The sequence below is a fragment of the Brevibacillus porteri genome (assembly GCF_003013475.1).
Lineage (GTDB): Bacteria > Bacillota > Bacilli > Brevibacillales > Brevibacillaceae > Brevibacillus > Brevibacillus porteri.
This window is the reverse complement of sequence record NZ_PXZO01000002.1, coordinates 135,892-159,536: the sequence shown is the minus strand read 5'-3', so window position 1 is coordinate 159,536 and position 23,645 is coordinate 135,892. Positions and strand designations below refer to the sequence as shown.

The following is a 23,645-nucleotide window of genomic DNA, read 5'->3' as shown; positions in this document are numbered from 1 at the left end:
CCTTATGGTTGGTTACTGTCGTTTTTGGTTTGCGAAAGAGAAAAAGGTTGTTTAGATCCTGTATCATGTCCAATGTGCAGAAAGGAGAGATACGACTTGCAAGAACTAACCTCAACAGAACTGATCCAATACCTGCCAGAAAAGGAGTCGTTCGCTCTTTTTGTCTATACACCGATGTGTGGGACCTGCAAGCTCGCAGCACGTATGCTCGGCATCATGCAAGAAACATTACCTACCGTTCCTCTGTATCAGATCAACATTAATACGGCGCATGCATTGGCAGAACAATGGCAAGTGACCAGCGTTCCCGCCTTGCTTATTTTTCACAGAAATGAATTGTTGGAACGCCATTATGCCATCCAGTCCGTTGGATTTTTATACGATGTACTGAAACCTCTGGCCTAGACATACACCTATTTCCTTCGCCATGAATATGACAGAGAGAGAAGAAATGCGAAGGAGGAGGCGTATGCAAATCCACGTGGTGGAAGAAGGACAAACCTTAGCGAGCATCGCCGAGACGTACGGCACGACGGCAGAAGCGATCACCAAGGCGAATGAATTGCCAGATCCCAATAAGCTGGCAACCGGACAGGCGATGGTGATCCCGATTGTAGGAAGCTACTATTGGGTCAAACAAGGAGATACGTTGTATACCATCGGTCAGCGTTACCAGATCAGCGCAGCAGAGCTTGCTCGCGTCAATGGGATTTCTCCCTATAAACCGCTACAAGTCGGGCAAAAGCTTTATATCCCGCCTCGCCCTAGACGAGCGGCTGATTTCAATGCATATGTGGAACCGCGCCGCACTGTCCCACCAGCGATGGAAGCGGATGTTCGGACGGCTGCCCCTCATCTGACGTATTTGGCACCGTTCAGCTTTCGTATCAAACGGGATGGCACCCTCGATCGACCAACGCTGAACAATTTTCCGGCGATCGCAAAAGAAAACCAAGTACTACTTATGATGGTCGTGACGAATTTGGAAAAAGGTCAGTTCAGTACGGAACTGGGAGCACTCATCCTGAACGATCAAGAGCTCCAGAACAAATTGTTGGATAATATTCTCGCGACCGCCCGTGAGCTGGGAATGGGGGATATCCATTTTGATCTGGAAGCATTGCCCACAACAGGTGCAGAAGCGTACGCGAACTTCTTGCGAAAAGCAAGGGACCGTATACATGCAGCAGGATTGATGATGTCTGTTGCGCTCGCACCGAAGACGAGTGCCGAGCAAGCTGGCAAATGGTATTCCGCCCATGATTACAAAGCGATAGGAGCACTTGCCGATTTTGTCGTGATCATGACGTATGAATGGGGCTATAGTGGTGGTCCTCCCATGGCGGTTTCTCCGATCGGACCGGTGCGGCGTGTTTTACAGTACGCTATTACCGAAATACCAGCCGAGAAAATTTTGATGGGCCAAAACCTGTACGGATACGACTGGACCTTACCGTACGAGCGAGGAACGACAGCGAAAGCTCTGAGTCCACAAGCCGCAATTGCTTTGGCTGCGCAGCATAATGCAGTGATCCGGTATGACTATCGCGCACAGGCTCCGTTTTTTACGTACACCGATGATCAAGGCAAGCAGCATCAGGTGTGGTTTGAGGATGCGCGGTCGATCCAAGCTAAGTTCAATCTAGTTAAACAACTTGGTTTGAGAGGCGTCAGCTACTGGAAACTCGGTTTGCCATTTCCGCAAAATTGGCTGTTGATCGAGGAGAACTTTCGCGTCCGTAAGCGTGCATAGTCATCTGGCGTACATTCCATCGCGGGTTGTACGCCTTTTTTTTGAATGAAAAATCATGGTATGATGAAGATGGCAGTAAGGAAAAGGGGGAGAAATCATGGGAGAATGCAAATTGGATCACAGCCATGAGGACGTACTCAAAAAACTGGCAGAACAAGCTCCATATCTGTCGGAGTTGCGTGTGAGTCAATTCAAGAATCAGTTGAATGGCGGACTCAGCCAAGAGCGTCTAAATGAGCTGTTTCATTTATTGAAAAAGTATGACTTGGCAAGCCCAGAGGAGCGCCAAGAGCGCGAAAAACAAATGGATCACTTGTTTGGCTAAGTTTTATACATACGTTTTTTTGTTTTGCCCCCAAGTGGGAGAATCAGGCTGGAACCATGGTTCCATGCAGTGAGGAGTAACGATGGACGACAGACTCTATTATCAGGATGCCTATACGAGAACGTTTTCGGCCCAGGTGACGAGGGCTGGTGTCGAGCAAGATGGGACACCTTACGTGGTACTAAATCAAACGGCTTTTTACCCTACGGGAGGTGGACAGCCTTCCGATCTGGGCGTATTGGAAGAGATTCGTGTGGTAGATGTGGAAGAGGTAGAAGGCGAAATTCGCCATAGACTGGAAGCTCCCTTATCTGAAAGCATAGCGGAAGTAACGGGGCACATCGATTGGGACCGTCGCTTCGATCATATGCAACAGCATGCTGGCCAACACATTTTATCTGCGTCCTTCCTGGAAGTCGTGCAAGCGGAGACTGTTGCCTTTCACTTGGGCAAAGAACGTGTCACCATTGATGTACGACTAGATGAGTTGACAACAGATGTATGGGAGAAGGTAGAGAAGCGAGCGAATCAGATTGTTCTGGAAAACCACCCCATCATAGCGCGGTTCGTTGATGACGAGGAATTGGCAACGCTGCCCTTGAAAAAACAGCCGACCGTTACTGAAAACATTCGTGTCGTGATGATTCCTGAGTTTGATTACAACCCATGCGGAGGAACACATCCTGCTCGTACGGGCGAAGTCGGGATGATCAAGATCTTGGGCTGGGAGCGGCATCGCGGAAACATTCGTCTGGAATTCATCTGTGGCTGGCGAGCTTTGCGGGACTACAACCAAAAGCAAGCTGTCGTTCGTGATACGGCGAAGCTGCTCGCTACCAATGAAGGGGAATTGATCGCACAGACGGAACGCCTCCTTGCAGAACGAGACACCTTGAAGGCAAAATTGGCAGAAGTGGATAAGCAGCTCTTAGAGGTGGAAGTCAATCAACAACTATCTGCTGCTAGCCAACTCGGTCATTCTCGTCTCATTATGCGTACCTTCACGGACAAAACCATTCAACAGCTTCAGCAGTTCGCACAGCTCGCTACTGCTCTGGCGCCAGATGCGATTTGCCTTTTAGCTGCTACTACCGAAGACAAAATGCAAATCGTGTTTGCTCGTGGGCAAGAAGTCAACGTAGCCATCAATCAAGTGTTGAAAGAAACCTTGCCGGTCATTGAAGGAAAAGGCGGAGGAAATCCTGCCATGGCACAGGGTGGCGGTCAGTCAGTAGTGGATGCGGAAGAAGTATTGCTGCATGCTCGCAAACTGCTGGAAGCCTCACTCATGTAAATACATTTGATTGAATAAAAGGAGGAAACCGCGATGAACTGGAATCCGGGAGATATCGTTCGCGTGGCGCAGCGAACTGGAGAATATATTGCAGAAGTATTGGAAATCCACGATTCGAAGCTGCTGGTAAAAGTGTTGGCCGTTACTAAATACCCGACGCAAGGCGATTTGCATTCTTCCTACGAAGTAGATGTGCCGCTGTTTCACCAGCGTCCAGCACTCTCTTACATGGAAAAATTCATGACGCCTGTCCAAGGGGTCATTCGCTATAATGGCGCGATTCCGGACTACAAGGAATCTGTGCGTCAGGCGATGGAGAGAGAAATGGAAAAGCTTTCGAAAATGGCAGCTTGGGCAGAGCGTTGTCTCGTTGAGCTGGAAAAGATGCACAAGGAAGCCTTTACAAACACGAAATAGAGTGGTACTGTAGTACTCGAATGTACGACAATTGCATAGCTTTACTACCAAACGGGGGCCAAGCAACGTTGGCTGAGATTGTAACGAGTGTGTTACTGACCGTTGAACCTGACCTGGGTCATGCCAGCGGAGGAAGAGGTATTTGGAATCAGTATCACGGTGTCGCATCCGAGCAGAACTATGCTTGTTTGCGTGCATGCATGATCAGATCTCACTCAACCATCCGAGGCGGATGGTTTTTTTATGCCATTCGTCTGGGGAGATGGGATGGGTATACGGCTTCTTCTGTTTGTCTGAATCGACTCAGGCAGGCGGGAGAAGCCGTTTTTTTCCAGTAGAAGGAGGTAATCAATGATTGTTCAGCTGAATGGGAAAAAAGTAGAGTTGGCGGAAGAGATCACGACAGTGCGAGCCTTGCTTGCTTCTTATTCCCTGCAAGAGAAGATTGTCGTCGTAGAACGAAATGGTGAAATTATTGATCGCTCCGCGTACGAACAAACACCGATTGCAGACGGAGATCGCATAGAAATCGTTCATTTTGTCGGAGGAGGATGATCATCATGATGGATACATTGAAAATTGGACCTTACGAGTTTCGCTCCCGTTTGCTTCTCGGGACAGGTAAATTCGCTGATTTGGATACACAAGGGAAAGCGGTAGAGGTGTCGGAAGCAGAGATTTTGACATTTGCGATTCGTCGCTTGAATTTGGAAAATCCGCAAGAACCAAACTTTTTGGAACAGCTCGATTTGAAAAAATTCACCTTGCTACCTAATACAGCAGGTGCCTATACAGCTGAAGAAGCAGTGCGCATTGCTCGCTTGGCTAAAGCATCAGGATTGTGTGACATGATCAAGGTCGAAGTCATTGGAGACCCGAAAACCCTTCTCCCTGACCCGATTGGTACGTTCGAGGCTTCGAAAATCTTGGTGGAAGAAGGCTTTATCGTACTGACCTACACCAATGACGACCCGATTCTTGCTAGACGTTTACAAGAAGTTGGCGTACATGCGGTTATGCCAGGTGCGTCACCAATTGGTTCTGGACAAGGGATTGTCAACGAAAACAACCTCCGCTTTATCATCGAGGATGCTAAGGTACCGATTATCGTCGATGCAGGAATTGGCGCGCCAGCAGACTGCGCGAAAGCGATGGAACTGGGTGCTGACGGTGTCTTGTTGAATACAGCAGTCGCTCTCGCTGACAATCCTGTCTTAATGGCAGAAGCGATGAAGCTCGGGGTGGAAGCAGGTCGCAAAGGCTTCCTGGCAGGCCGTATCGCGAAAAAGCGTTACGCGTCCGCAAGTAGCCCGACTGAAGGGATGATTGAGTAGCGTGGATCGACTGACAGAAGCGGTAGAATCGATTGCCAGCCGCAAAGAAGAGCTGTTCGCATTACTGGCAGAGCTCGTTTCTCATCCGACTGTGAGTCCTCCCGCGCGAAACAGCGATGCCGCACAAGGAGTAATAGCCAACAGATTGCAAGCGATGGGATTCGAGGTCGATCGCTGGACGGTATATCCAGGAGACGACAATATCGTCGGCCGGTTATCAGGGAGTGCCTCTAGTCAGACAAACAGTTTGATTGTCAACGGGCATATCGATGTGGCTGAAGTCGGAGATGACACGGGGTGGACCTATCCACCGTTTACTCTGACACATGGCAAGGATGGGCGCCTGTACGGCCGTGGTGTTGCGGATATGAAAGGTGGATTGGCAGCGAGCTTGTTTGCGATCCAAATGCTGCGCGAACACGGAATGGAGCTCCAGGGCGATCTGCTCTTTCAATCCGTCATCGGAGAAGAAGCGGGTGAAGCGGGGACATTGGTCGCCATCGAGCGAGGCTATCAAGCTGACTACGCCGTTGTAGTGGATACGAGCAATCTCCAAATGCAAGGACAGGGTGGGGTCATCACAGGCTGGATCACGATTGAGAGTCCGACGACGCTGCATGACGGAATGCGCGCACAGACCATTCATGCAGGCGGACGCGTACGGGGAGCTTCTGCCATTGAAAAAATGACGAAGGTGATCAACGCACTACAGGAGCTGGAGCGGGATTGGGCTGTCATGAAGTCCTACCCCGGTTTTCCACCAGGCAGCAATACGATCAATCCCGCAGTCATCGAGGGTGGTCGTCACGCTGCGTTCATCGCAGACCGTTGCGCACTATGGATTACCGTTCATTTTTATCCGAATGAATCCTACGAAGAGATCATCCGAGAGATCGAGGATCATGTCGGGCGTACAGCAGCAGCTGATCTTTGGTTGAGAGACAATCATCCAACATTCCGGTGGGGCGGACGTTCGATGATTGAGGAGCGCGGTGAAATTTTCCCTTCACTGGAGTTGGATACGGAACATCCGGGGTTGGCAACGCTGCAATCCGCCTATGAAAGTCACATGCATCAAGCGCCTGTCGTTAATATGTCTCCTACGGTGACGGATGCAGGCTGGTTTGCGCATGCAGGCATTCCAGCTGTACTATTCGGACCCGGTGAGCTCACGTATGCACATGCCGTAGATGAATCCATTGATCCTGACCAGCTTGTTCATTTTGCCCAGATTATGGCCCGATTTATTGCGACCTGGTGCAATACCCCAAAGGAAGCGAAGGAGTGAGTATCGCATGACAACCTTTACTGATCGTTTGAGAAAAAGTGTAGCCCCGATCTGGGAGCGTGTTCATCAACATCCTTTTGTCACCGGACTTGGAGATGGCAGCCTGCCCGTTGGAGCATTCAAATATTACATGAAACAAGACTACATCTATCTGATTGATTATGCGAAAATGTTCGCGATTGCGAGTGTGAAGGCGTACGATCTGGAAACAAGCTCCAGATTCGCTGCTTTGCAAGAATCGACGCTGAACACAGAGATGGAGCTGCATCGTCAGTATGCTGAGCGATTTGGCATCTCTCGCGCGGAGCTGGAAGCGACAGAGCCTTCGTTTGTCATGCTGGGATACACCAGCTACATGCTGCGTGTCGCTCATCAAGGGTCGTTGGCAGAATTGGTGAGTGCACTACTCCCATGCACATGGAGCTATTGGGAAATCGGCAAGCGCTTGGCACAAGTAGAAGGGGCGTTGGAACACGAACTGTACGGGGAATGGGTACGCATGTACAGCTCCGATGAGTTTGGGCAGCTGGCAATCTGGCTGATGGATATCATGAACCAATTGGCGGAAGGAAAGAGCGAGCAAGAGCTGGCCAAACTGGAAGAGTATTTTGTCAATACCTCCAAAATGGAGTACATGTTCTGGGACATGTCCTACAGAGAGGAAATGTGGCCGTGGGAGAACAACTAGCTTTCGCCGACGTCAGCTTTTCGTATGGCGACAAGCAGATTCTCGATCATTTTGATCTGCGTGTGGAAAAAGGAGAGTTCGTCAGTTTGATCGGTCCAAGCGGGATCGGGAAAAGCACCTTGTTTCAACTCATCGCAGGTCTTCTTGAGCCGGGGCAAGGCGAAATCAGACTAGGCAGTGTAGCAGTTGCAAATCGTTTGGGGCAGGTCGGCTATATGCCCCAACGCGATCAGCTCATGCCATGGCGTACGATTGTCGAAAATGCAGCTTTGCCGCTAGAAATCAAAGGTATGAAGAAAAAAGAAGCGCATGAGCGCGTCAGACAGCAATTGCCAAGGTACGGGCTCCAGGATTGGGCTGACAGCTATCCAGCCCAGCTTTCCGGTGGGATGCGTCAGCGGGTTTCCTTTTTGCGGGCGTTGTTTTCTGGTGCAGAGATGATGCTGTTGGATGAGCCGTTTAGTGCATTGGATGGAATTACGAGAATGGACATGCAAGAGTGGCTGATGGAAAAGTGGCAGGAAACAGGCAGTACGATGCTGATGATTACACATGACATCGACGAAGCCATTTTACTTGCAGATCGTATTATCGTGCTTTCGGGTAGTCCGATCACCAAGCCGATCGAATTAACCGTTCCGGTAAGCAGACCTCGGACGGCAAGCAGTCGCAATCAAGCCGGATTTTTGGCATTGCGTGAACAAATTTGGGAACTGCTGCGACAGGAGCGCCAAGCAGCAACGAAGCCGTTGAGGAGAGAAGCATGATGGGGAGAGGCATCTGGTTTGGCATCTCCATCGCCATTTTTCTCCTGGTGTGGGAAGCGGTATGTCGCTTCTTCGGAGTACCGCCATTCATTTTACCGCCGCCTAGCGCTGTCGTTGTGTCTTTGTGGGATTTACGTGCCTCTCTAGTAGGTGTCCATCTTTGGGCGACGTTACAGGAAGTGTTACTAGGGCTATCGATCTCGATTGTGTTTGGAATCTCTCTTGCCTTCGCGATGATTCGCAGTCGGATTGTCGAGCGCTTGGTCTATCCGTATATCGTCATCTCCCAAACGATCCCCATTATTGCATTATCACCCGTATTTATTTTGTGGTTCGGGTATGATTTATCTGGAAAAATCGCTGTTACGATTCTGTTTACTTTCTTTCCGATCGTCGTCAACACGTATGATGGACTTCGCTCGACGGACAAGGAAATGCTCCAGCTGTTAAAAACGATGGGGGCAACAAACGGACAAATTTTCACCAAGCTGCAACTCCCGTCGAGTTTACCCCATTTCTTCAGTGGTCTCAAAGTGGCAGCTACCTACAGTGTGGCTGGGGCGACGATTGGGGAATGGCTGGGAGCGAGCGAGGGTCTCGGGTACTTTGGCAGACGGGCATCCGGCAATTTTCAGGCTCCCGCGTTGTTTGCCTCGGTCCTGTTGCTCTCGATTCTCGGCATGCTGCTGTTTTGGCTGGTTGGACGAATCGAACGTCATTTTTCCCCGCATATGAAAACTAAAGGAGAACAACAATGAAACCTTTCAACAAATGGACGAAAGCATTCATGGCACTCACAGTGGCAACAGGTCTTGCTGCTTGCGGCAATCAGGCGAGCTCGGATGCTGGTCAGACGCAAGCCCCTGCTAATAAAGGGGCGGAGCCGACAGAGCTGACGATTGCGCTCGATTGGTATCCGAATGCTGTACATTCCTTCTTATATGTCGCAGAGGAGCAAGGCTATTTCAAAGACGAGAACCTCAAGGTGACCATGCAAATGCCTTCAGACAGCAATGATCCGTTGAAGATGGCGGCGGCGGGTAAAGTAGATTTGGCAATCAGTTATCAACCACAGCTCATCCAAGCTCGTGCAGAAGGAGTACCTGTCGTATCTGTAGGTGCACTCGTTCGTCATCCGTTAAACGTCATCATGACGCGCCAGGACAGTGGAATCGATACGCCGCAAAAGCTGGCTGGAAAAAATATCGGTTATCCGTCACTTCCACTCGATGAATCGATCGTACGTCAAGTTGTAAAGCATGCTGGAGGGGATGATTCCGGACTGACCTTCACGGATATCGGCTTTGACATCGTTCCAGCGTTGACAGCCAAAAAGGTCGATGCTGTAGTAGGTGGCTATATCAACCATGAGCAACCGATTTTGGAGAAACACGGCGTTCCAGTCAATGTGTTCAAGCCTTTTGAGTTTGGTGTACCGGACTACTATGAGCTCGTATTAGCGACAAGTGATGATACTTTGGGCAAAAAGCAGAAAGCTGTGGAAGGATTCCTGCGTGCGATTGGCAAGGGCCAGGACTATGTGAAACATAATAAGGAAAAGGCACTCGATTTGTTGTTTACCAAACAGGCTGCCGATTTCCCGCTGGAACAAGACATTGAGACCAAAAGCTTGGATATCCTGATTCCGTTAATGGATGCGGGAGAAAAGCCTTTTGGATACCAGACGGTGGAATCATGGCAAACACTGATTGATTGGATGAAAAAAGAGAAGTTGATTACGGCTGACGTGAAAGCAGAAGAGATCATGCGCGATCTCGCGAAGTAATCAGTCAAAAAGCACCCCCTTTGCACGCTTTTGAGAGTCTACTCTTCATTGGCGAGACAGAGGAGGTGCTTTTTTGATCAGGCGGAGAGGGGGAAACAAAGTTCTGCTGTCATCCCTATTCCTGTATCGCTTGATAACAGCAGGCGTCCATGATGAGCGGCAGCAATACGCGCAACCATGGGCAAACCGAGACCATGACCATTGTGTGAGGGAGATTTTCTTTTTGATGAATAAGGCAATTCCACCAAGTCAGGCAGCATGCATGGCTCGATGCCTTTTCCGTTGTCAGTGATAATCAGGAGAGCATTGCGCTGATTGGCTGACAGGGTCGTTTGCACGTAGATGTGACAGCCTGATGGGTTATGCACGATGCTGTTTTGAACCAGATTCGTGATGGCGCGTCCAAGAAGTTTTTCATCGCCCATCACGAAGCATTGCTCAGTCGTGACATCCAGCTCGATGGTAAAGGTCTCTGCCAAATCATTGTTCAAAAAGTCAGTGACAATTTGCCGCGCAAGTGTCGATAGCCGAATCGGTTTGGTATGTATGGGCTGCATTTCGTATTCCAGCATGGAAACGAGATTCAAGTCGCTGACCAAAGACCGGAGTTTTTCCCCTTGCTTTCGAATAATGCTCGCTTTTTGCTGCTGTTCGTAAGGCACCGCGTTGCTCTCTTCCAATTCACTGGCATACCCGAGCACCATCGATAATGGCGTGCGTATATCGTGGGAGATTCCAGCGATCCAGTTCGAGCGTGCTTCGTCTCTTGCTTTTAGCAAAGCGTTCTTCTCTTGCAGAAGCGACGATGCGTGATTGATGCTTCTGGCGATCCCGCTGAACATTCCTTTTGCCTCGACATGTGTATGCTGATCTTCTGACAGAGCGTGAATCCCGCTAATCAGTGGGCGGATTGCCCGAATGAGTCGAGAGCCGATGAAAAGCGAGAGAAGAGCGGCAAGTAGTATATTTCCGAAAAGCAAAGCCAGTAATCGATACGGCAAATCGCTTATCCAACTGATCGGGAAATGAAACTGGTACTTGGCGAGACTGTCCTTCGGATAGCCCACGACGACCAGCCCCATCTCATTCTCCCATACAAAAACAGGATAGTCCTGTAAGTAATTCCGCGAAAACTGCGCCACTTCTGTCAGAGAATAGGCGCGGGGCAATTGGTCCGGTATGGCGTGCTCCCAGACGACTTTCCCATCGTTCGTAATCAGCATGGCCCAAGCCTGGCTCTTTTGCAACCAATCTTGTGCATTTGGCTCCAACGTATAGCTGGTACCGTTCTTGTGAAGGCCTTCTGCGACAGTTTGTGTGACGTGAACGGGAGAAGAGCCTTCGTTCATGCCTTTGAAAACAAATGTACCAAGAATAATGTAATTGACGATGAGCAAAAAGACGGCGATCAGGATAGAAGCACCTGTATAACGACGTAAAATTCGTGCGGCTCCATCCATCTACAACTCTTCCTTTACGAGTAATTTGTATCCGAGTCCTCTTACCGTCAGCAAATATTCAGGGGTGGACGGACATGGCTCGATCTTTTCGCGAATGCGCCGCATATGAACCATCAGCGTGTTTTCATACCCGTAGTAATCGTCACCCCATACAGATTGGCACAGAGCATCACTCGTGACGATTCGTCCCCGATTTTCATAGAGTTTTCGCAAGAGTGCGTGTTCCTTGGCGGTCAAAGCGTATTCGTAGTGATCTATCGTCACGATTGCCGCCTCCAAATCGATCGTACTGTCACCAAGCTGGAAAACGGGCAGACGATCGATTTGGGGAGGCGCGTAAACGCGTCGTAAAATGACCAGGAGACGAAGAACGAGCTCGCGCGGTAAAAATGGCTTCACAATATAGTCGTCAGCCCCCAGGCCAAGTCCGAGCAATCGATCTTCATCTTCCCCTCTCGCTGAAAGAAAAATGACAGGGATTTGCGAGAAGCGACGGATCGAAGTCAAAAGTCCAAATCCATCTCCATCAGGCAGCATGACATCCAGGATCGCGACATCAGGCTTGTCCGAAGCGCAAATCACTAACGCCTCTTTACAACTACCCGCATGAAAAATACGAGAGAATCCTTCCTTACGCAAAAATCCATCGATCATATTTCTGATTTCAAGCTCATCTTCCACGATGAGCACTTTTTTCTGTATCCATTCTTCCATATTGAATCACCCGTATTCATTATACTCGCTCGAATTGTGTGTTCTACCCACTCGGAGTCAATTTAAGGTTGTTGTAAGGTTCCTGTCAGCTTATCGACGGGTTGGGACTCTATGATTTCGTAGGAGAGACCAACAGATAGGAGCGAGAAAAGATGAATACTGTGATTCGAACGGAAAACCTTTCAAAACGCTATGGAGTGGTCTATTCCGTCCAACGGGTGAATCTTGCGGTAGGAGAAGGGGAGGTCTATGGCTTCCTCGGTCCAAATGGTGCAGGAAAATCGACGACTCTTAAAATGCTGCTAGGATTAGTCAAGCCAAGTGAAGGGAGTGTATCTGTATTCGGGAAGGATTTTAGCAGGAACCGACTTGAGATTTTGAGTCAGACGGGTTCCTTGATCGAGGCTCCTTCCTATTACGGTCATCTTACCGGCCTGGAAAATATGCGCGTCATGCAGCGGCTGCGAGATGTACCGGACAAACATGTAGAAAAAGCCTTGCAAATCGTCCGTTTGGAAAAACAAAAGAACAAAAAGGTAGATCAGTATTCTCTCGGGATGAAGCAGCGACTGGGAATTGCCATGGCTTTGCTGCATTTTCCAAAGCTCGTCATCCTCGATGAACCGACAAACGGTCTGGACCCTGCGGGAATCGGTGAGATTCGGGAATTGATTCAATCGTTGCCACACGAGTATGGAATGACCGTCTTGCTCTCCAGCCATCTGCTCTCGGAAATCGAGCAAGTGGCCACGTCCATCGGCATTATTCACGGGGGGAAACTGCTGTTTCAAGGGAGTATGGAGCAGTTGCAACGGAATAGTCAGCCTCATGTGTGGATGAAAACGCAGGACAATGAAAAAGCGAGAAGAGTTCTTCAAGAGATGGAGCTTTCTCCAAGTCTCCAAGATGGCTTCCTGGTCATGGAAGGCATGGGGGATAGAGAGGTAGCACAGACAAACCGGGCGCTGATTATGGCGGGCATAGATGTTTATCGCATTGAAGAGCACAAAAAAAGCTTGGAGAGCATTTTCCTCTCCCTTACAGGCAAGGAGGGGAGCTTGTAATGAGGACGCTTTGGCTAGAGCTTTATAAAATTCGACATAAGCGTTTGTTTCTCATGCTCACCATTCTTTTGAGTATCGAACTGGCATGGGGGTTTATGGCTGTCAGTACCTCCATGGCAAAAAATCCGGATGCCACGACGTGGAGCGCCATTCTGGTCACGATTACAGCCATGAACGGATTGTTTTTGCCGACCGGTTCGGCCGTCATTGTTTCACGGATTTGTGATATGGAACACAAAGGGCGTACGTGGAAGCTGCTGTTGGCTGCCTCTGTCAGTCGAAAAGCGGTTTATGCGGCAAAGTTCGTCTCTGCGGCTGTTTTGATCGGGGGAGCCGTCATTTTACAGGGATTGGTGATCGTGGCATTTGGCATTGGCTATGGTTTAGCAGAGCCAGTCCCGATTGGCCTATTACTCCGCTTTGTAGCAGGGACAACGCTTACGAATCTCGTGGTGATTGCTCTGCAACAATGGATATCTCTCGCCATCAAAAATCAGGCATTTAGCCTATGTCTCGGGATGATCGGGGGGTTCATTGGGATGACAGCGAGCTTGTTTCCGCCACAAGTCGGACGCCTTTTCATCTGGTCGTACTATGTAGACTTTTCGCCCGTTACGTATCAGTACGTGAACGAAACCATGCTGTTTACTACGCGTGAAATCGGCGTTCATTTGCCGATCATCGTCGTACTCATGGGCATCTCATTCTACCTTGTTGGGAGCATTCACGTATCCCGGCAAGACGTATAGGGAGGATTTTTTATGCTACTCAGATGTTTGGGAGCAGAATGGGTAAAATTGCGTCGTTCTCGTATTTGGCTCGTTTTGCTTGTGCTTCCTGTTTTCAGTGCGCTGATCGGCTTCGCCAACTACTGGATGAACCAAGCGATCCTGCAAAATGGCTGGTATAGCCTGTGGACGCAGGTGAGCTTGTTCTACGGAGAATTTTTCTTGCCCATTCTCATCGCGATCTGCTGTTCGTTCGTGTGCAGACTGGAGCATGTAAATCGGAACTGGAACGTGATACTGGCAGCGCCTGTATCGACTCCAACGATTTTTTTCGCGAAGGTAGTAGTGGTTGGCGTTCTCCTTTTTGCTGTGCAGCTTTTTTTCCTCGTGCTGTATATTTGCGCGGGTTTCATCGCTGGACTACACGCACATTTTTCGTTTCCTCCGGAAGTGTTCGGATGGATCATGCGAGGCTGGCTGGCTTCGCTCACCATCATCGCCTTCCAACTATGGCTTTCTACGCGGATACAGAGCTTTGCTGTACCTGTCGGCATTAGTGTGTGTGCTGTTTTTGTAGGACTGGGCTTGTATGTGTCTGGGCTCGGGATGTTTTTTCCTCTGTCGATTTTAACGATTGGCATGGGCGTGCTCAGTCAAGAGAGTTTATCGCTAGGAGAGCTGGGGACGTTTGCAGTCATGTGTGTACTGTTTGTGACGACCGGCTGTGCGCTGGGGATTCGTCATCTGACGAGAGCAGGTCTTTAACAGTTTTCACCACATTAACGGTTTCCCTTTCCTGTCAAACAACCTTATAATAGAAGGTGAATGCTTGTAATGAGGAGAAGTTTCCATGGACGACAAACACATAAACAAGACGAATAGCAAATGGGTGATCTGGGGTTTTATTCTCAGCGTACTCGCTTGTGCAGTGTCTATGGCGATTTTCATCTACGTGATGCGCAACTGACAGCACAGGGTGGAAACGTCAAAAAACCGCTCGTTTACGAGAGCGGTTTTTTGCTGTGGCGTTAGCGGGATATCGCTGTTATTTTTCGGACGGCTTCTTCTTGTGACAGCTGGTTCAACTCCGTAAAGCCAAGATTGGACAGGGCGATCGTTTTTCCTTGATAGATCGGGTAAACGCCCTGCCAGAGACCTGCTGTACTGTACAGCTGTGATCCTCTCACTTTTCGCAAAAACAATAAATAATTCCCTTCCGACAGCGGTCCAGGATATTGCAGGTTGAGCGGGCTGGAGGCATCGGGAAGCGGCTCTACACCAGTGCTAATCACAGTTAATGGTCTGGATGACCTGCCTTTTATCGTTCTTTTTACTTGGAGGTTTTGTGTGTAATTCACGATCTTGCCTTGGGGAACGCTGCGTCCCGTTGGATAAGGCTGATGAGCACCGTTTACCCATGCGATGACGATCAAGTCTGACCTTTTTACTAGATCGGCAAGAGAAGGATACGGTACGGGATCTACTTGTACACGACCGATGTCAGTTTGGGCAAGTGCGGAGAATGAAAAGGCGCAGAGAAGTGACAAACAGAGCAGCAATCGATAGAACATGAAGCCATTTCCTCCAAACAAAAGAAGTTTTGAAGGTAGTATGAACGGAAAGGGTATCGTTCATGCCTGTAGATTTTTAGTATAATGGTAATATTCCGAATAAATAGAATACATGCTATCATGATGGCGTACTGTGATTTGTTGGTTGAAATCGCCCAGACTATGACAAGGAGGTTATCATGAATCATTTGTTTGCTTTTCGACGTGTTGGTACGTGGTTTTTCGTGTTGGCTCTCTTGTTGCAGGTAGCAGCTTTGCCTGCACTAGCCAGGGAAGAGGTCACTTCCACTAGTACTCTGACACTCAGTATAGAAAAATTCCTCGCCGATTTGAAAAATGACGAGAATAGCAAGGGCATGTACGCTGGAATCGCGGTTTACGATCTAACCGACAAAAAGTACGTATATAAGCACAATGCCGAACGTAATTTTATCCCGGCTTCCAACATGAAGCTGTTTACGACCATTGCGGGTTTGGATAAGCTGGGGCCGAATTATCAGTGGAAGACTGAGGTGTTTGTTTCCGGAAAGATAAATAACGGTGGCGTGTTGCAAGGAGATTTGATTTTAAAAGGCTATGGGGACCCTAGCCTGAAGCCAGACGATTTGCAACAAATGGCAAAAGCCATCAAGGATTTAGGGATCAAACGAATCAATGGAAACCTGCTTCTCGATGACAGCTATTTCGATGAGACCAGATTGGGTACGAGCTGGATGTGGGATGATGAACCGTATGGGTACAGCGCTCAGGTCAGTGGATTAGCCGTAAATAAAAACTTTACGACGCTAACCGCAACCCCCGGTAAAACGGTGAACGATGCCCCCGTCCTGACCATGAATCCGGCTACCACATACATAACAGTCACAAGCCAGTTAAAAACGACAGAGGGCAAGGAGAGCAATGTGCTCGTCGATCGCCCGCGTGGAAAAAATGAAATCATCGTATCCGGTACGATTGGGATGCAAGCAGCTCCTTATGAAGAAGAGGTCACGATGGAAGACCCGGCTTTTTATGTGGGCGATTTATGGAAGGATCAGTTGCTGAAACAAGGGATTGCCTTACATTCGAAGATCGAAGTGAAAAAAACAGTGCTGCAAAGCGGGGTGCCGCTCTATACCCACTTATCCAAACCGTTGAGTGAGATCACGGTGGAGCTCAACAAGGATAGTGACAACTTCTATGCGGAGATGCTTGTAAAGACGCTGGGGGTTACCCAGAAAAGTGAGGGGAGCTTTGACGCAGGCAGTGAAGCGGTAGCGGACGTGATGGAGCGCGCTGGCATTGAGTCGGGCTTCCGCCAAGTAGATGGTTCGGGGTTATCGAGATTTAATATGATCACTCCAGAACAGATGATCGAAGCCCTCATCTTTTTGCAAGAGCAAGAATATCGAACGGAGCTGGAAAAATCACTCCCAATCGCAGGGGTGGACGGCACCTTGAAAAACCGCATGAAAGGAACCAGTGCGGAAAAGAATCTAGCTGCGAAGACAGGTTCATTAAGCGGAGTAAACACAATGTCTGGTTATGTAACGGCAAAAAATGGTCATAAGCTGGCCTTTTCGATTCTGATCAACGGCATCTATAAATCGAAGTATGCGAGGGAGCTACAGGATCAAATCGGGATTTTGTTAACAACCTACCCGGATATTGCAGCACCGGAAGGGTTCAGCCCTCCAGAGAAAAAGACGTACCCACTCTCTTCTTTGATCGATCCCATCCTCGATACGCCGGAAGCAGCAGGTGTTACGGCAGGCATCATGATCAAATCATTGGATTCAACAGGTGATTCCGTCTTATACGAGCGGGATGCGGACACACTGCTTACCCCTGCTTCGAATCTGAAGTTGTTGACAACTGCCACGGCGCTGAATCAGCTTGGTTCGGATTACGTATTCAAAACGGAGCTGTATGGAGACGCACCAATCACCTCTCCAGGCGTACAAAAAGGCAATCTATATGTGAAAGGATACGGTGACCCTGCTTTGCACACAGAGAATGCGCTTCAGGTACAGGAAGGTGTGTCGATTGAAAAAATAGCAGGGTGGATCAAGCAGAGAGGAATCACACGTATCAATGGGAATCTCGTGATGGATGAAAGCTACTTTGACCAACAACGGCTTGGCCTCGGCTGGGCATGGGATGACGAGAGCTATTATTACAACCCGACCATTGGGGCTCTAGCATTGAACCGTGGGACGGTTATGATCGAATTCAAGCCCGCTAACGATGCTGGCGAACCAGTGGAAATCAACGTGCTTCCCAAAACAGCATATGTGCAAGTGATCAATGAAGCCAAGACCGTACAAAAAGGAGAAGAAAATACGTTTGCTATCCTGCGGGACCGTGGCACAAATACCATCAGACTGTCAGGGAACCTCCCACTTGATCACGAAGGCGATTACGAGCGTGTGCCTGTGGAAGAGCCAGCCAAGTACGTGGGGACCGTATTGAAGGAAACGTTGGAGCAGCAAGGAATTACGTTTGCTCCGAAAAGCGAAGTGCTGATCCAGCCAGTTCCTCCAGCAGCAGTGAAATGGACACAATTTGAGTCACTGACGCTGAAGGAAATCGTTCAGTACCTCAACAAGCGAAGTGACAATTACTACGCCGAAATGCTCCTCAAGACAATCGGAGCTGCAAAGAAAGGGAAAGGGAGCGCAGCGGCTGGGGCAGAGGTCGTTATGGAAACCGTATCTTCGCTCGGCGGGAATACCAGCTTCGACATGATGGATGGATCAGGATTGACACGCTACAATCTTATTTCTGCTCGGCAAATCGCATCCGTACTGGAGGGAATGACCAAGGAATCTACATTTGCTACTTATGATGAATCTTTACCCATAGCGGGGATGGATGGTACGCTGAAAAACCGCTTGAAGGACACACCTGCCGCTAATAATCTTCATGCGAAAACAGGTTCGATGACGGGTGTGAATACACTGTCGGGCTATATCACGACCAAAGGCGGGGAGAAGCTCGTCGTTTCGATTATGTTTAATGGCTATGTCGAAGATGAAGAGCTGTTTACCAAGATGCAGGACCAGATCATCACGATACTGGCCAGTTATGAATAGGAGTCACGTAAAAAGGAGCCCCACTATCGGGAGCTCCTTTTTTGCGTTGACCGTCGATTGAACTGGGTCAATGCCTGTAGCGGTCAATCAGTGGCTGACATATCTATATTCAGATTAGGAAGCAGGCGAAGTACAGAACAGCGGTGAAGGAGGGGAAAAAGAGAAAATGCACCCTGCACTCTTTCATTGGAAGCGTTTGGAGCAAGTCGTAACAGAAGTGTTTGTACAGGCAGGTGCCAGACGCGAGCATGCAAGGCTTGTCGCAGAATCTCTCGTCCATGCTGATTTGCGCGGCATCGAGTCCCATGGTCTGGCGAGGCTGCCGATTTATATCCAACGAATCGAAACAGGCTTGATTGAATTGAACGATGAACCAGTGGTATGGAAACAGGAGGGGGCAACAGCACTGGTAGATGGCAAAAACCAGTTGGGTGCGGTAGTCGGGGTGGCGGCTTTGGAGGAATCGATCAAGTTGTCACAGCAGATGGGAATCGGGGTTGTTGGTGTTCGTCATTCCAACCACTTTGGCTCCTGTTCGTACTATGCAGAACGATCGATCGCAGAAGGAAGGATTCTGCTTGTCCTTTCCAATGCCCCCGAAGCAATGGCACCTACAGGAGGGATACGCCCTTTTTTCGGAACAAACCCAATTGCGGTGGGAATACCGGCAGGGGAAGAGCCATCCTTTTTGTTAGATATGGCTACGAGTGTCGCTGCCAGGGGAAAAATCGCCTTAGCCGTAAAAAAAGGGGAAACGATTCCTGCCGATTGGGCCATCGATCCCGATGGGAAGGAAACGACTGATCCCACACAAGCCTTGCTTGGCTCACTTTTGCCGATCGGGGGAGCAAAGGGCTATGGATTGGCGATGTTCATTGATATCTTGTGTGGGCTGCTAACGGGTGCAGCAACGGGACCACATGTAAAAAGCCTGTATGACAATTGGAATGATCCACAAAACGTTGGACATCTATTCTTGACGGTGGATATTGAACGATTTATGCCACTGCCCGATTTTTGCGCCAGTATGGATGCATACATTCGTGAGGTGAAAAGCGTACCTACGAAGAAAGGGGTATCCGAAATTTTCATTCCTGGGGAGATCGAGAGCCGAAAAAAGCAAGAACGTATGGAAAACGGTATTCCTTTCGATCCGAATCTGACGAAAGAACTAAGCCAATTATGCCGCACCTATGGCGTCGATTTGCAGGCTGCGTATCATGTCCCTTAACCAGATTTCCTATCGTGGTAGGTTTCATGGACAATACATTGCACATAGACTAATGTCATCGGTTTGGAAAGGAGTGAACCGCCAATGCAACGACACATGTGCAAAGGCAAAATTCACAGGGCGACAGTTACGCAGGCCGAACTGGATTACGTGGGGAGTATCACAATTGACGTTGCTCTTATGGATGCGGCAGATATCAAGCCATATGAAATCGTGCAAATAACCAGTTTGCGTAATGCCACGCGCTGGAAAACATACGCGTTACCCGGGGCATCGGGTAGCGGAGTCATCTGTCTGAATGGTCCACCTGCCCACCTATTTTCGCCAGGAGATCTAGTCATCATTTTGAGTATGGGCATGTACGATGAATCCGAGATCGAACAGCTTGTCCCCAAGGTCGTGTTTGTGGACGAACAGAATCGTATCACGAAAATAGAGGAGCATCATCTAATAAAGAATGGAGAGACACTGCCATTAAACCGCCAAACGTAGGAAAATGGGGCAAGCATAAGCACATGGTCCAAGACGAACTTTTGCAGGAGTATTTGCCCAAAACCCGCGTGTACTCTCCTGAAGAGCTATGGGAGTATGCAGAAGCGTTTACACACGTGATGCTGAAGCCTTCAGGAGGCGGCGGTGGGGCAGGAATTATTCAAGTAACGGCGCGAGGAGAAGAGCAGTATTTGGTTCATAGTGGAAGTCGTCGTCGTCTCGTGGATGGGAAAGAAGCCACGAGACGATACGTGGAATCGTTGTTTCGGCCAAAAACATACCTGCTCCAGCCACTTATCCCACTTGGTAGAATCAACGGCAAACCTTTTGATGTGCGTGTCATGATCCAGCGTAGGAGCTACAAGGAGCCTTGGGTCATAACAGGGTGGTGTGCAAAGCTTGCAGGTCCTGGCTATGTTGTGACAAATGTAGCTCGCAGTCGTGGAAAAGTTTTACCCATCGGCACGGCAATCAAGCTGTCGAATATAGAAGCAGGTCCGCATCTCTTGAGTGACATCCGCATGGTAGCTACGGCGGTAGCTAATCGATTGGGAAGAGCCTATCCGACACTCCGGGAGATCGGTTTAGACCTAGGGATTGATGTGGATGGCAAACCGTGGATTATTGAAGCCAACTTCCGACCCGCTCTTTCTCTCTTTCAAAAGCTAGAGGATCAGTCCTTTTACAAACGAATTGTCTCCATGAGAAAACGATAAGAGGAAAACCACTTGTCGATGTTCAAACGGTAAGAAATGGCAGGTGGTTTCCTTTGTTTTTCTACTTTCAATTATTGTAGGAAAAATGATAATGATCTTGCAATTACAACTATGGCGTTGCTACTAGCGAAGGAACGCAAAAGTTGATAGAATGCCTCTCAATACGATGGGAGGTAATATACACGTCGATGATAACCTTGTCTAAGAAAGAAATGTTGCTGGTCAGTTTTATGCTGTTTTCGATGTTCTTTGGTGCAGGGAACCTTATTTTTCCACCCTATCTGGGTCAAGAGGCTGGTTCCTATGTTTGGCTGTCGATTGCAGGCTTTGTAATATCGGCTGTCGGTCTTCCTATCCTTGGGGTGATTGCCATCGCAAAAGCAGGGAGCTTTTACCAATTAGCGAGTCGTGTTCATCCAAGCTTTGCTCTTATTTTTCCTATTTTGATTTATGTGTCGATTGGACCCGCACTTGCTATCCCACGTGCAGGCAGTCTCGCGTACGAGATGGGAATGGCGCCGTTTTTGCCGGCACAAGCCGCTGATTCCACCTGGAGTCTTTTCTTCTATACGATCGTATTTTTTGGCATTGTCTTTTGGTTTAGTTTGACTCCTTCCAAATTGATTGATCGCTTTGGGAAAATACTGACTCCTGCACTGTTGACCATGATTGCCTTGATCTACATCAAGAGCTTATTCACACCACTGGGCCCAACGGGGGTACCAGCAGGAAAATATGCCTCCAATCCAGTTGTGCAAGGTTTTCTGGACGGGTATTTAACAATGGACGCATTGGCTGCACTCGTATTTGGTATCGTGATTGCCAATACGCTGCGGAGCAAGGGAATCGAAGACAAAAAGCAACTGTCTGCGAATATGATCAAAGCAGGTCTCGGAGCAGGCATGTTGCTGACATTCATCTATGTCATTTTGGGATTGCTCGGTTCATCTGGAGCCTCTTTAGGTAGGCCGGAGAATGGCGGGCTGCTCCTGACAGCTATCATGAGGCAGCTATTTGGGACAAGCGGTACGCTGATTCTTGGTGCCATTTTTACCGTCGCTTGCCTTTGTGTATCGATTGGACTCGTAACTTCTTGCAGCCAATACTTTCATGGACGATTCAAAGGTTTGTCCTACAGAGGATGGGCAGTGATTCTCTGTGTCCTGAGCATGGGAGTCGCAAACTTGGGATTATCGGAGATTTTAAGCGTATCTGTCCCGATTTTGGGCGCAATTTACCCAATTGCGATCGTGCTCATTTTGTTGGCGTTGCTAGAGCGCTGGATACCTGCTCATTCGTCTGTGTATATGACGACTGTCGCAGTTGTGACGGTTTTTGGTGTCGTGGATTTGATGAATCTTACGTTTTTTAATCAGAGCTGGAACGATATTTTGGGTGTTCTTCCTTTTTATAAGGAAGGGGCCGGTTGGATCATGCCCGCCATATTTGCTGGTTTTGTCGGTATTCTGCTCGATTTTCGGAATAGGACAAACCGCACAGGAACAGGAACAAAGACTTCCCCATCAAAATAAGGCAGCACGTAAGAGAGGGCTTCGTTTTCGCGAAGCTCTCTTGTTGTGGTAGAAGCATTTGTTACTTTTTACGAGGTTCATTCGTATTAAATGTGTTAAAGCCTAAGGGGCAGTTGGGGAGGTTCATTTACGTGAAAGTAGCACCTGTTGCGGAAGGTGAGCGAATTCGGCAGCTAGACGGGATTAGAGGCTTTGCCCTCTTGGGGATCTTGCTGGTGAATATGCCGTCATTTTTGTATCCCATCATGTTCTTACCAGATGCAGGGATGGTCAATACCCATTCAGAAATGGATGGTTGGATACGGCTCTTGTTTAACATGTTTGTACAGACGAAGTTTTACACTATCTTCTCGTTTTTGTTTGGCGTAGGCTTTTTTCTGTTTATGCATCGTGCCGAGAGCAAACAGCTGCCTTATCAGGGCCTGTTTGCTCGCAGATTATTGGTGCTCTTGATTGTGGGGATGGCACATCTTGTTTTCCTCTGGTATGGAGACATTCTTCATACGTATGCCCTAGCTGGATTTCTTCTGTTGCTGTTTTACCACAGGCAAGAAAAGACGATCAAAAGATGGGCGTGGACGCTCTTGATCGGTGTGCAGGCCATGTACGCTCTTATGCTGACCGTTCCTGAAGACCTCGTTCCTATGCCAGATCAATCACCGCTCATACAAAAAGCACTCGATGCTTATGCCAATGGCTCGATCATCGAGTGGTTGCAATTCCGGGTTGCTTACGAAATTCCGGTCGTTTTCTCCCTTGAGTTTATTGTTATCCTATCTGTTCTGCCGCTCTTTTTATTCGGATTTCTGGCAGCCAAGCGGGGAGTATTTGAGAGGACGGAAGAGTTTATTCCGGCCATTCGTCGCGTATGGTGGATTGCGCTGGGCTTGAGTGCTATGCTTGTACCGATGATTCCGCTTATTCAATTCGGCATTGTTACATTTCCAGCCTCGATCTCGATTGCCGTTCAGACATTTGTTACCTGGAGTGGTCTTTCCCTGAGCGCTTTTTACATTACTTCACTTCTGCTTCTGTACCGGAAAGAGAGCGCCAAGCGCATGCTGAAGCATTTGGAACCGGTAGGCAGAATGGCGCTAAGCAACTACTTGAGCCAAACCATCATCGCTGTATTGGTTGTGCGTGTTGGACATTTGTACGGAACGCCTGGGTTGGCTCTCGGATTGGTGTTTAGCTTGGTGATCTTCACTGCGCAAATCTTCGTTAGTCGCTGGTGGCTCGCCAACTATCAGTTTGGTCCTGCGGAATGGCTTTGGCGCTGTTTGACATACGGCAAATTTGTACCAATGAAACGAAAAGGAGGATCTCATGCGATTTGACACTATCATGACAATGGCTGTCGTGCTTGTGCTGACGTCCTGTTATTTTTATTTATGGAAAAGGCTTCGCTCGA

At 48.8% G+C, this 23,645-nt stretch carries 24 protein-coding genes and 1 riboswitch; of the genes, 21 read left to right on the top strand and 3 right to left on the bottom strand.

What is annotated here, in order from left to right; genetic code table 11:
• Window positions 1-96: 96 nt before the first annotated feature.
• The 12 genes from C7R92_RS02875 to C7R92_RS02820 all read left to right on the top strand — a co-directional run bounded on the left by C7R92_RS02875 (window position 97) and on the right by C7R92_RS02820 (window position 9,652).
• Entirely contained in the window at window positions 97-405 is a 309-nt protein-coding gene (locus tag C7R92_RS02875; protein ID WP_106833182.1) for a thioredoxin family protein, read from the top strand.
• 64 nt (window positions 406-469) lie between these two features.
• The gene (locus C7R92_RS02870) at window positions 470-1,753 is read left to right on the top strand and encodes a glycoside hydrolase family 18 protein (protein ID WP_017248973.1); all 1,284 of its coding nucleotides are present in this window, start codon (window positions 470-472) and stop codon (window positions 1,751-1,753) included.
• 97 nt (window positions 1,754-1,850) lie between these two features.
• Complete coding sequence (locus C7R92_RS02865) at window positions 1,851-2,078, top strand: 50S ribosomal protein L7ae (protein ID WP_106833181.1); 228 nt, start codon at window positions 1,851-1,853, stop codon at window positions 2,076-2,078.
• Window positions 2,079-2,160: 82 nt separating this feature from the next.
• Window positions 2,161-3,372 (top strand): alanyl-tRNA editing protein, encoded by a 1,212-nt coding sequence (locus tag C7R92_RS02860; RefSeq protein WP_106833180.1) that lies wholly within the window; start codon window positions 2,161-2,163, stop codon window positions 3,370-3,372.
• A 33-nt stretch (window positions 3,373-3,405) separates the two neighbouring features.
• Complete coding sequence (gene kapB, locus C7R92_RS02855; protein ID WP_069844876.1) at window positions 3,406-3,789, top strand: kinase-associated lipoprotein KapB; 384 nt, start codon at window positions 3,406-3,408, stop codon at window positions 3,787-3,789.
• A gap of 41 nt (window positions 3,790-3,830) precedes the next feature.
• Window positions 3,831-3,941: riboswitch (TPP riboswitch) on the top strand.
• Between the two features lie 199 nt (window positions 3,942-4,140).
• Complete coding sequence (gene thiS / locus C7R92_RS02850) at window positions 4,141-4,344, top strand: sulfur carrier protein ThiS (protein ID WP_007729348.1); 204 nt, start codon at window positions 4,141-4,143, stop codon at window positions 4,342-4,344.
• Between the two features lie 5 nt (window positions 4,345-4,349).
• Complete coding sequence (locus C7R92_RS02845) at window positions 4,350-5,123, top strand: thiazole synthase (protein WP_069844877.1); 774 nt, start codon at window positions 4,350-4,352, stop codon at window positions 5,121-5,123.
• Entirely contained in the window at window positions 5,116-6,411 is a 1,296-nt protein-coding gene (locus C7R92_RS02840) for an acetylornithine deacetylase (RefSeq protein WP_106833179.1), read from the top strand. The genes C7R92_RS02845 and C7R92_RS02840 overlap by 8 nt, the downstream gene beginning before the upstream one ends.
• A gap of 7 nt (window positions 6,412-6,418) precedes the next feature.
• Window positions 6,419-7,099, top strand: a complete 681-nt coding sequence (gene tenA / locus C7R92_RS02835; RefSeq protein WP_017248965.1) for a thiaminase II — start codon at window positions 6,419-6,421, stop codon at window positions 7,097-7,099.
• Window positions 7,084-7,866 (top strand): ABC transporter ATP-binding protein, encoded by a 783-nt coding sequence (locus tag C7R92_RS02830; RefSeq protein WP_020477525.1) that lies wholly within the window; start codon window positions 7,084-7,086, stop codon window positions 7,864-7,866. Before tenA ends, C7R92_RS02830 begins: the two co-directional genes overlap by 16 nt.
• The gene (locus C7R92_RS02825) at window positions 7,866-8,624 is read left to right on the top strand and encodes an ABC transporter permease (protein WP_106833178.1); all 759 of its coding nucleotides are present in this window, start codon (window positions 7,866-7,868) and stop codon (window positions 8,622-8,624) included. The genes C7R92_RS02830 and C7R92_RS02825 overlap by 1 nt, the downstream gene beginning before the upstream one ends.
• Window positions 8,621-9,652 (top strand): ABC transporter substrate-binding protein, encoded by a 1,032-nt coding sequence (locus C7R92_RS02820; RefSeq protein WP_106833177.1) that lies wholly within the window; start codon window positions 8,621-8,623, stop codon window positions 9,650-9,652. The genes C7R92_RS02825 and C7R92_RS02820 overlap by 4 nt, the downstream gene beginning before the upstream one ends.
• A 77-nt stretch (window positions 9,653-9,729) precedes the next feature.
• Here the strand turns inward: C7R92_RS02820 and C7R92_RS02815 are convergent, their stop codons facing one another.
• Together C7R92_RS02815 and C7R92_RS02810 are read right to left on the bottom strand one after the other, a co-directional pair.
• Window positions 9,730-11,112, bottom strand: coding sequence for a sensor histidine kinase (locus C7R92_RS02815; protein ID WP_106833176.1), 1,383 nt, complete (start codon window positions 11,110-11,112; stop codon window positions 9,730-9,732).
• On the bottom strand, window positions 11,113-11,826 hold the full coding sequence (locus C7R92_RS02810; RefSeq protein ID WP_106833175.1) for a response regulator transcription factor: 714 nt from the start codon (window positions 11,824-11,826) through the stop codon (window positions 11,113-11,115).
• Between the two features lie 152 nt (window positions 11,827-11,978).
• Between C7R92_RS02810 and C7R92_RS02805 the strand changes: the two genes are divergently transcribed.
• The 3 genes from C7R92_RS02805 to C7R92_RS02795 are packed head-to-tail and all read left to right on the top strand — an operon-like array spanning window position 11,979 to window position 14,383.
• Entirely contained in the window at window positions 11,979-12,890 is a 912-nt protein-coding gene (locus tag C7R92_RS02805; RefSeq protein ID WP_106833174.1) for an ABC transporter ATP-binding protein, read from the top strand.
• Window positions 12,890-13,639, top strand: coding sequence for an ABC transporter permease (locus C7R92_RS02800; protein WP_106833173.1), 750 nt, complete (start codon window positions 12,890-12,892; stop codon window positions 13,637-13,639). Before C7R92_RS02805 ends, C7R92_RS02800 begins: the two co-directional genes overlap by 1 nt.
• A gap of 12 nt (window positions 13,640-13,651) precedes the next feature.
• A complete protein-coding gene (locus C7R92_RS02795; protein ID WP_106833172.1) occupies window positions 13,652-14,383 on the top strand; it encodes an ABC transporter permease in 732 nt (243 codons plus the stop codon).
• 263 nt (window positions 14,384-14,646) lie between these two features.
• On the opposite strand, the gene C7R92_RS02790 is transcribed toward C7R92_RS02795, so the two are convergent.
• Window positions 14,647-15,189, bottom strand: coding sequence for a hypothetical protein (locus C7R92_RS02790; RefSeq protein WP_106833171.1), 543 nt, complete (start codon window positions 15,187-15,189; stop codon window positions 14,647-14,649).
• Between the two features lie 179 nt (window positions 15,190-15,368).
• On the opposite strand from C7R92_RS02790, the gene dacB reads away from it, so the two are divergent.
• From dacB to C7R92_RS02760, 6 genes are all read left to right on the top strand, one after another.
• Window positions 15,369-18,263, top strand: coding sequence for a D-alanyl-D-alanine carboxypeptidase/D-alanyl-D-alanine endopeptidase (dacB, locus tag C7R92_RS02785; RefSeq protein ID WP_106833170.1), 2,895 nt, complete (start codon window positions 15,369-15,371; stop codon window positions 18,261-18,263).
• A 166-nt stretch (window positions 18,264-18,429) separates the two neighbouring features.
• Window positions 18,430-19,494, top strand: coding sequence for an Ldh family oxidoreductase (locus tag C7R92_RS02780; RefSeq protein ID WP_106833169.1), 1,065 nt, complete (start codon window positions 18,430-18,432; stop codon window positions 19,492-19,494).
• 84 nt (window positions 19,495-19,578) lie between these two features.
• Window positions 19,579-19,986: an aspartate 1-decarboxylase gene (gene panD, locus C7R92_RS02775; RefSeq protein ID WP_017248952.1), complete on the top strand. Its 408-nt coding sequence runs from the start codon at window positions 19,579-19,581 to the stop codon at window positions 19,984-19,986.
• A gap of 23 nt (window positions 19,987-20,009) precedes the next feature.
• Window positions 20,010-20,702 carry a YheC/YheD family protein gene (locus C7R92_RS02770; RefSeq protein WP_069844890.1) on the top strand — a complete coding sequence of 231 codons (693 nt, stop codon included), beginning with the start codon at window positions 20,010-20,012 and terminating at the stop codon, window positions 20,700-20,702.
• 188 nt (window positions 20,703-20,890) lie between these two features.
• Window positions 20,891-22,234 carry a branched-chain amino acid transport system II carrier protein gene (gene brnQ, locus C7R92_RS02765; protein ID WP_106833168.1) on the top strand — a complete coding sequence of 448 codons (1,344 nt, stop codon included), beginning with the start codon at window positions 20,891-20,893 and terminating at the stop codon, window positions 22,232-22,234.
• Between the two features lie 131 nt (window positions 22,235-22,365).
• Complete coding sequence (locus tag C7R92_RS02760) at window positions 22,366-23,571, top strand: DUF418 domain-containing protein (protein ID WP_106833167.1); 1,206 nt, start codon at window positions 22,366-22,368, stop codon at window positions 23,569-23,571.
• The last annotated feature ends 74 nt before the right edge of the window (window positions 23,572-23,645 follow it).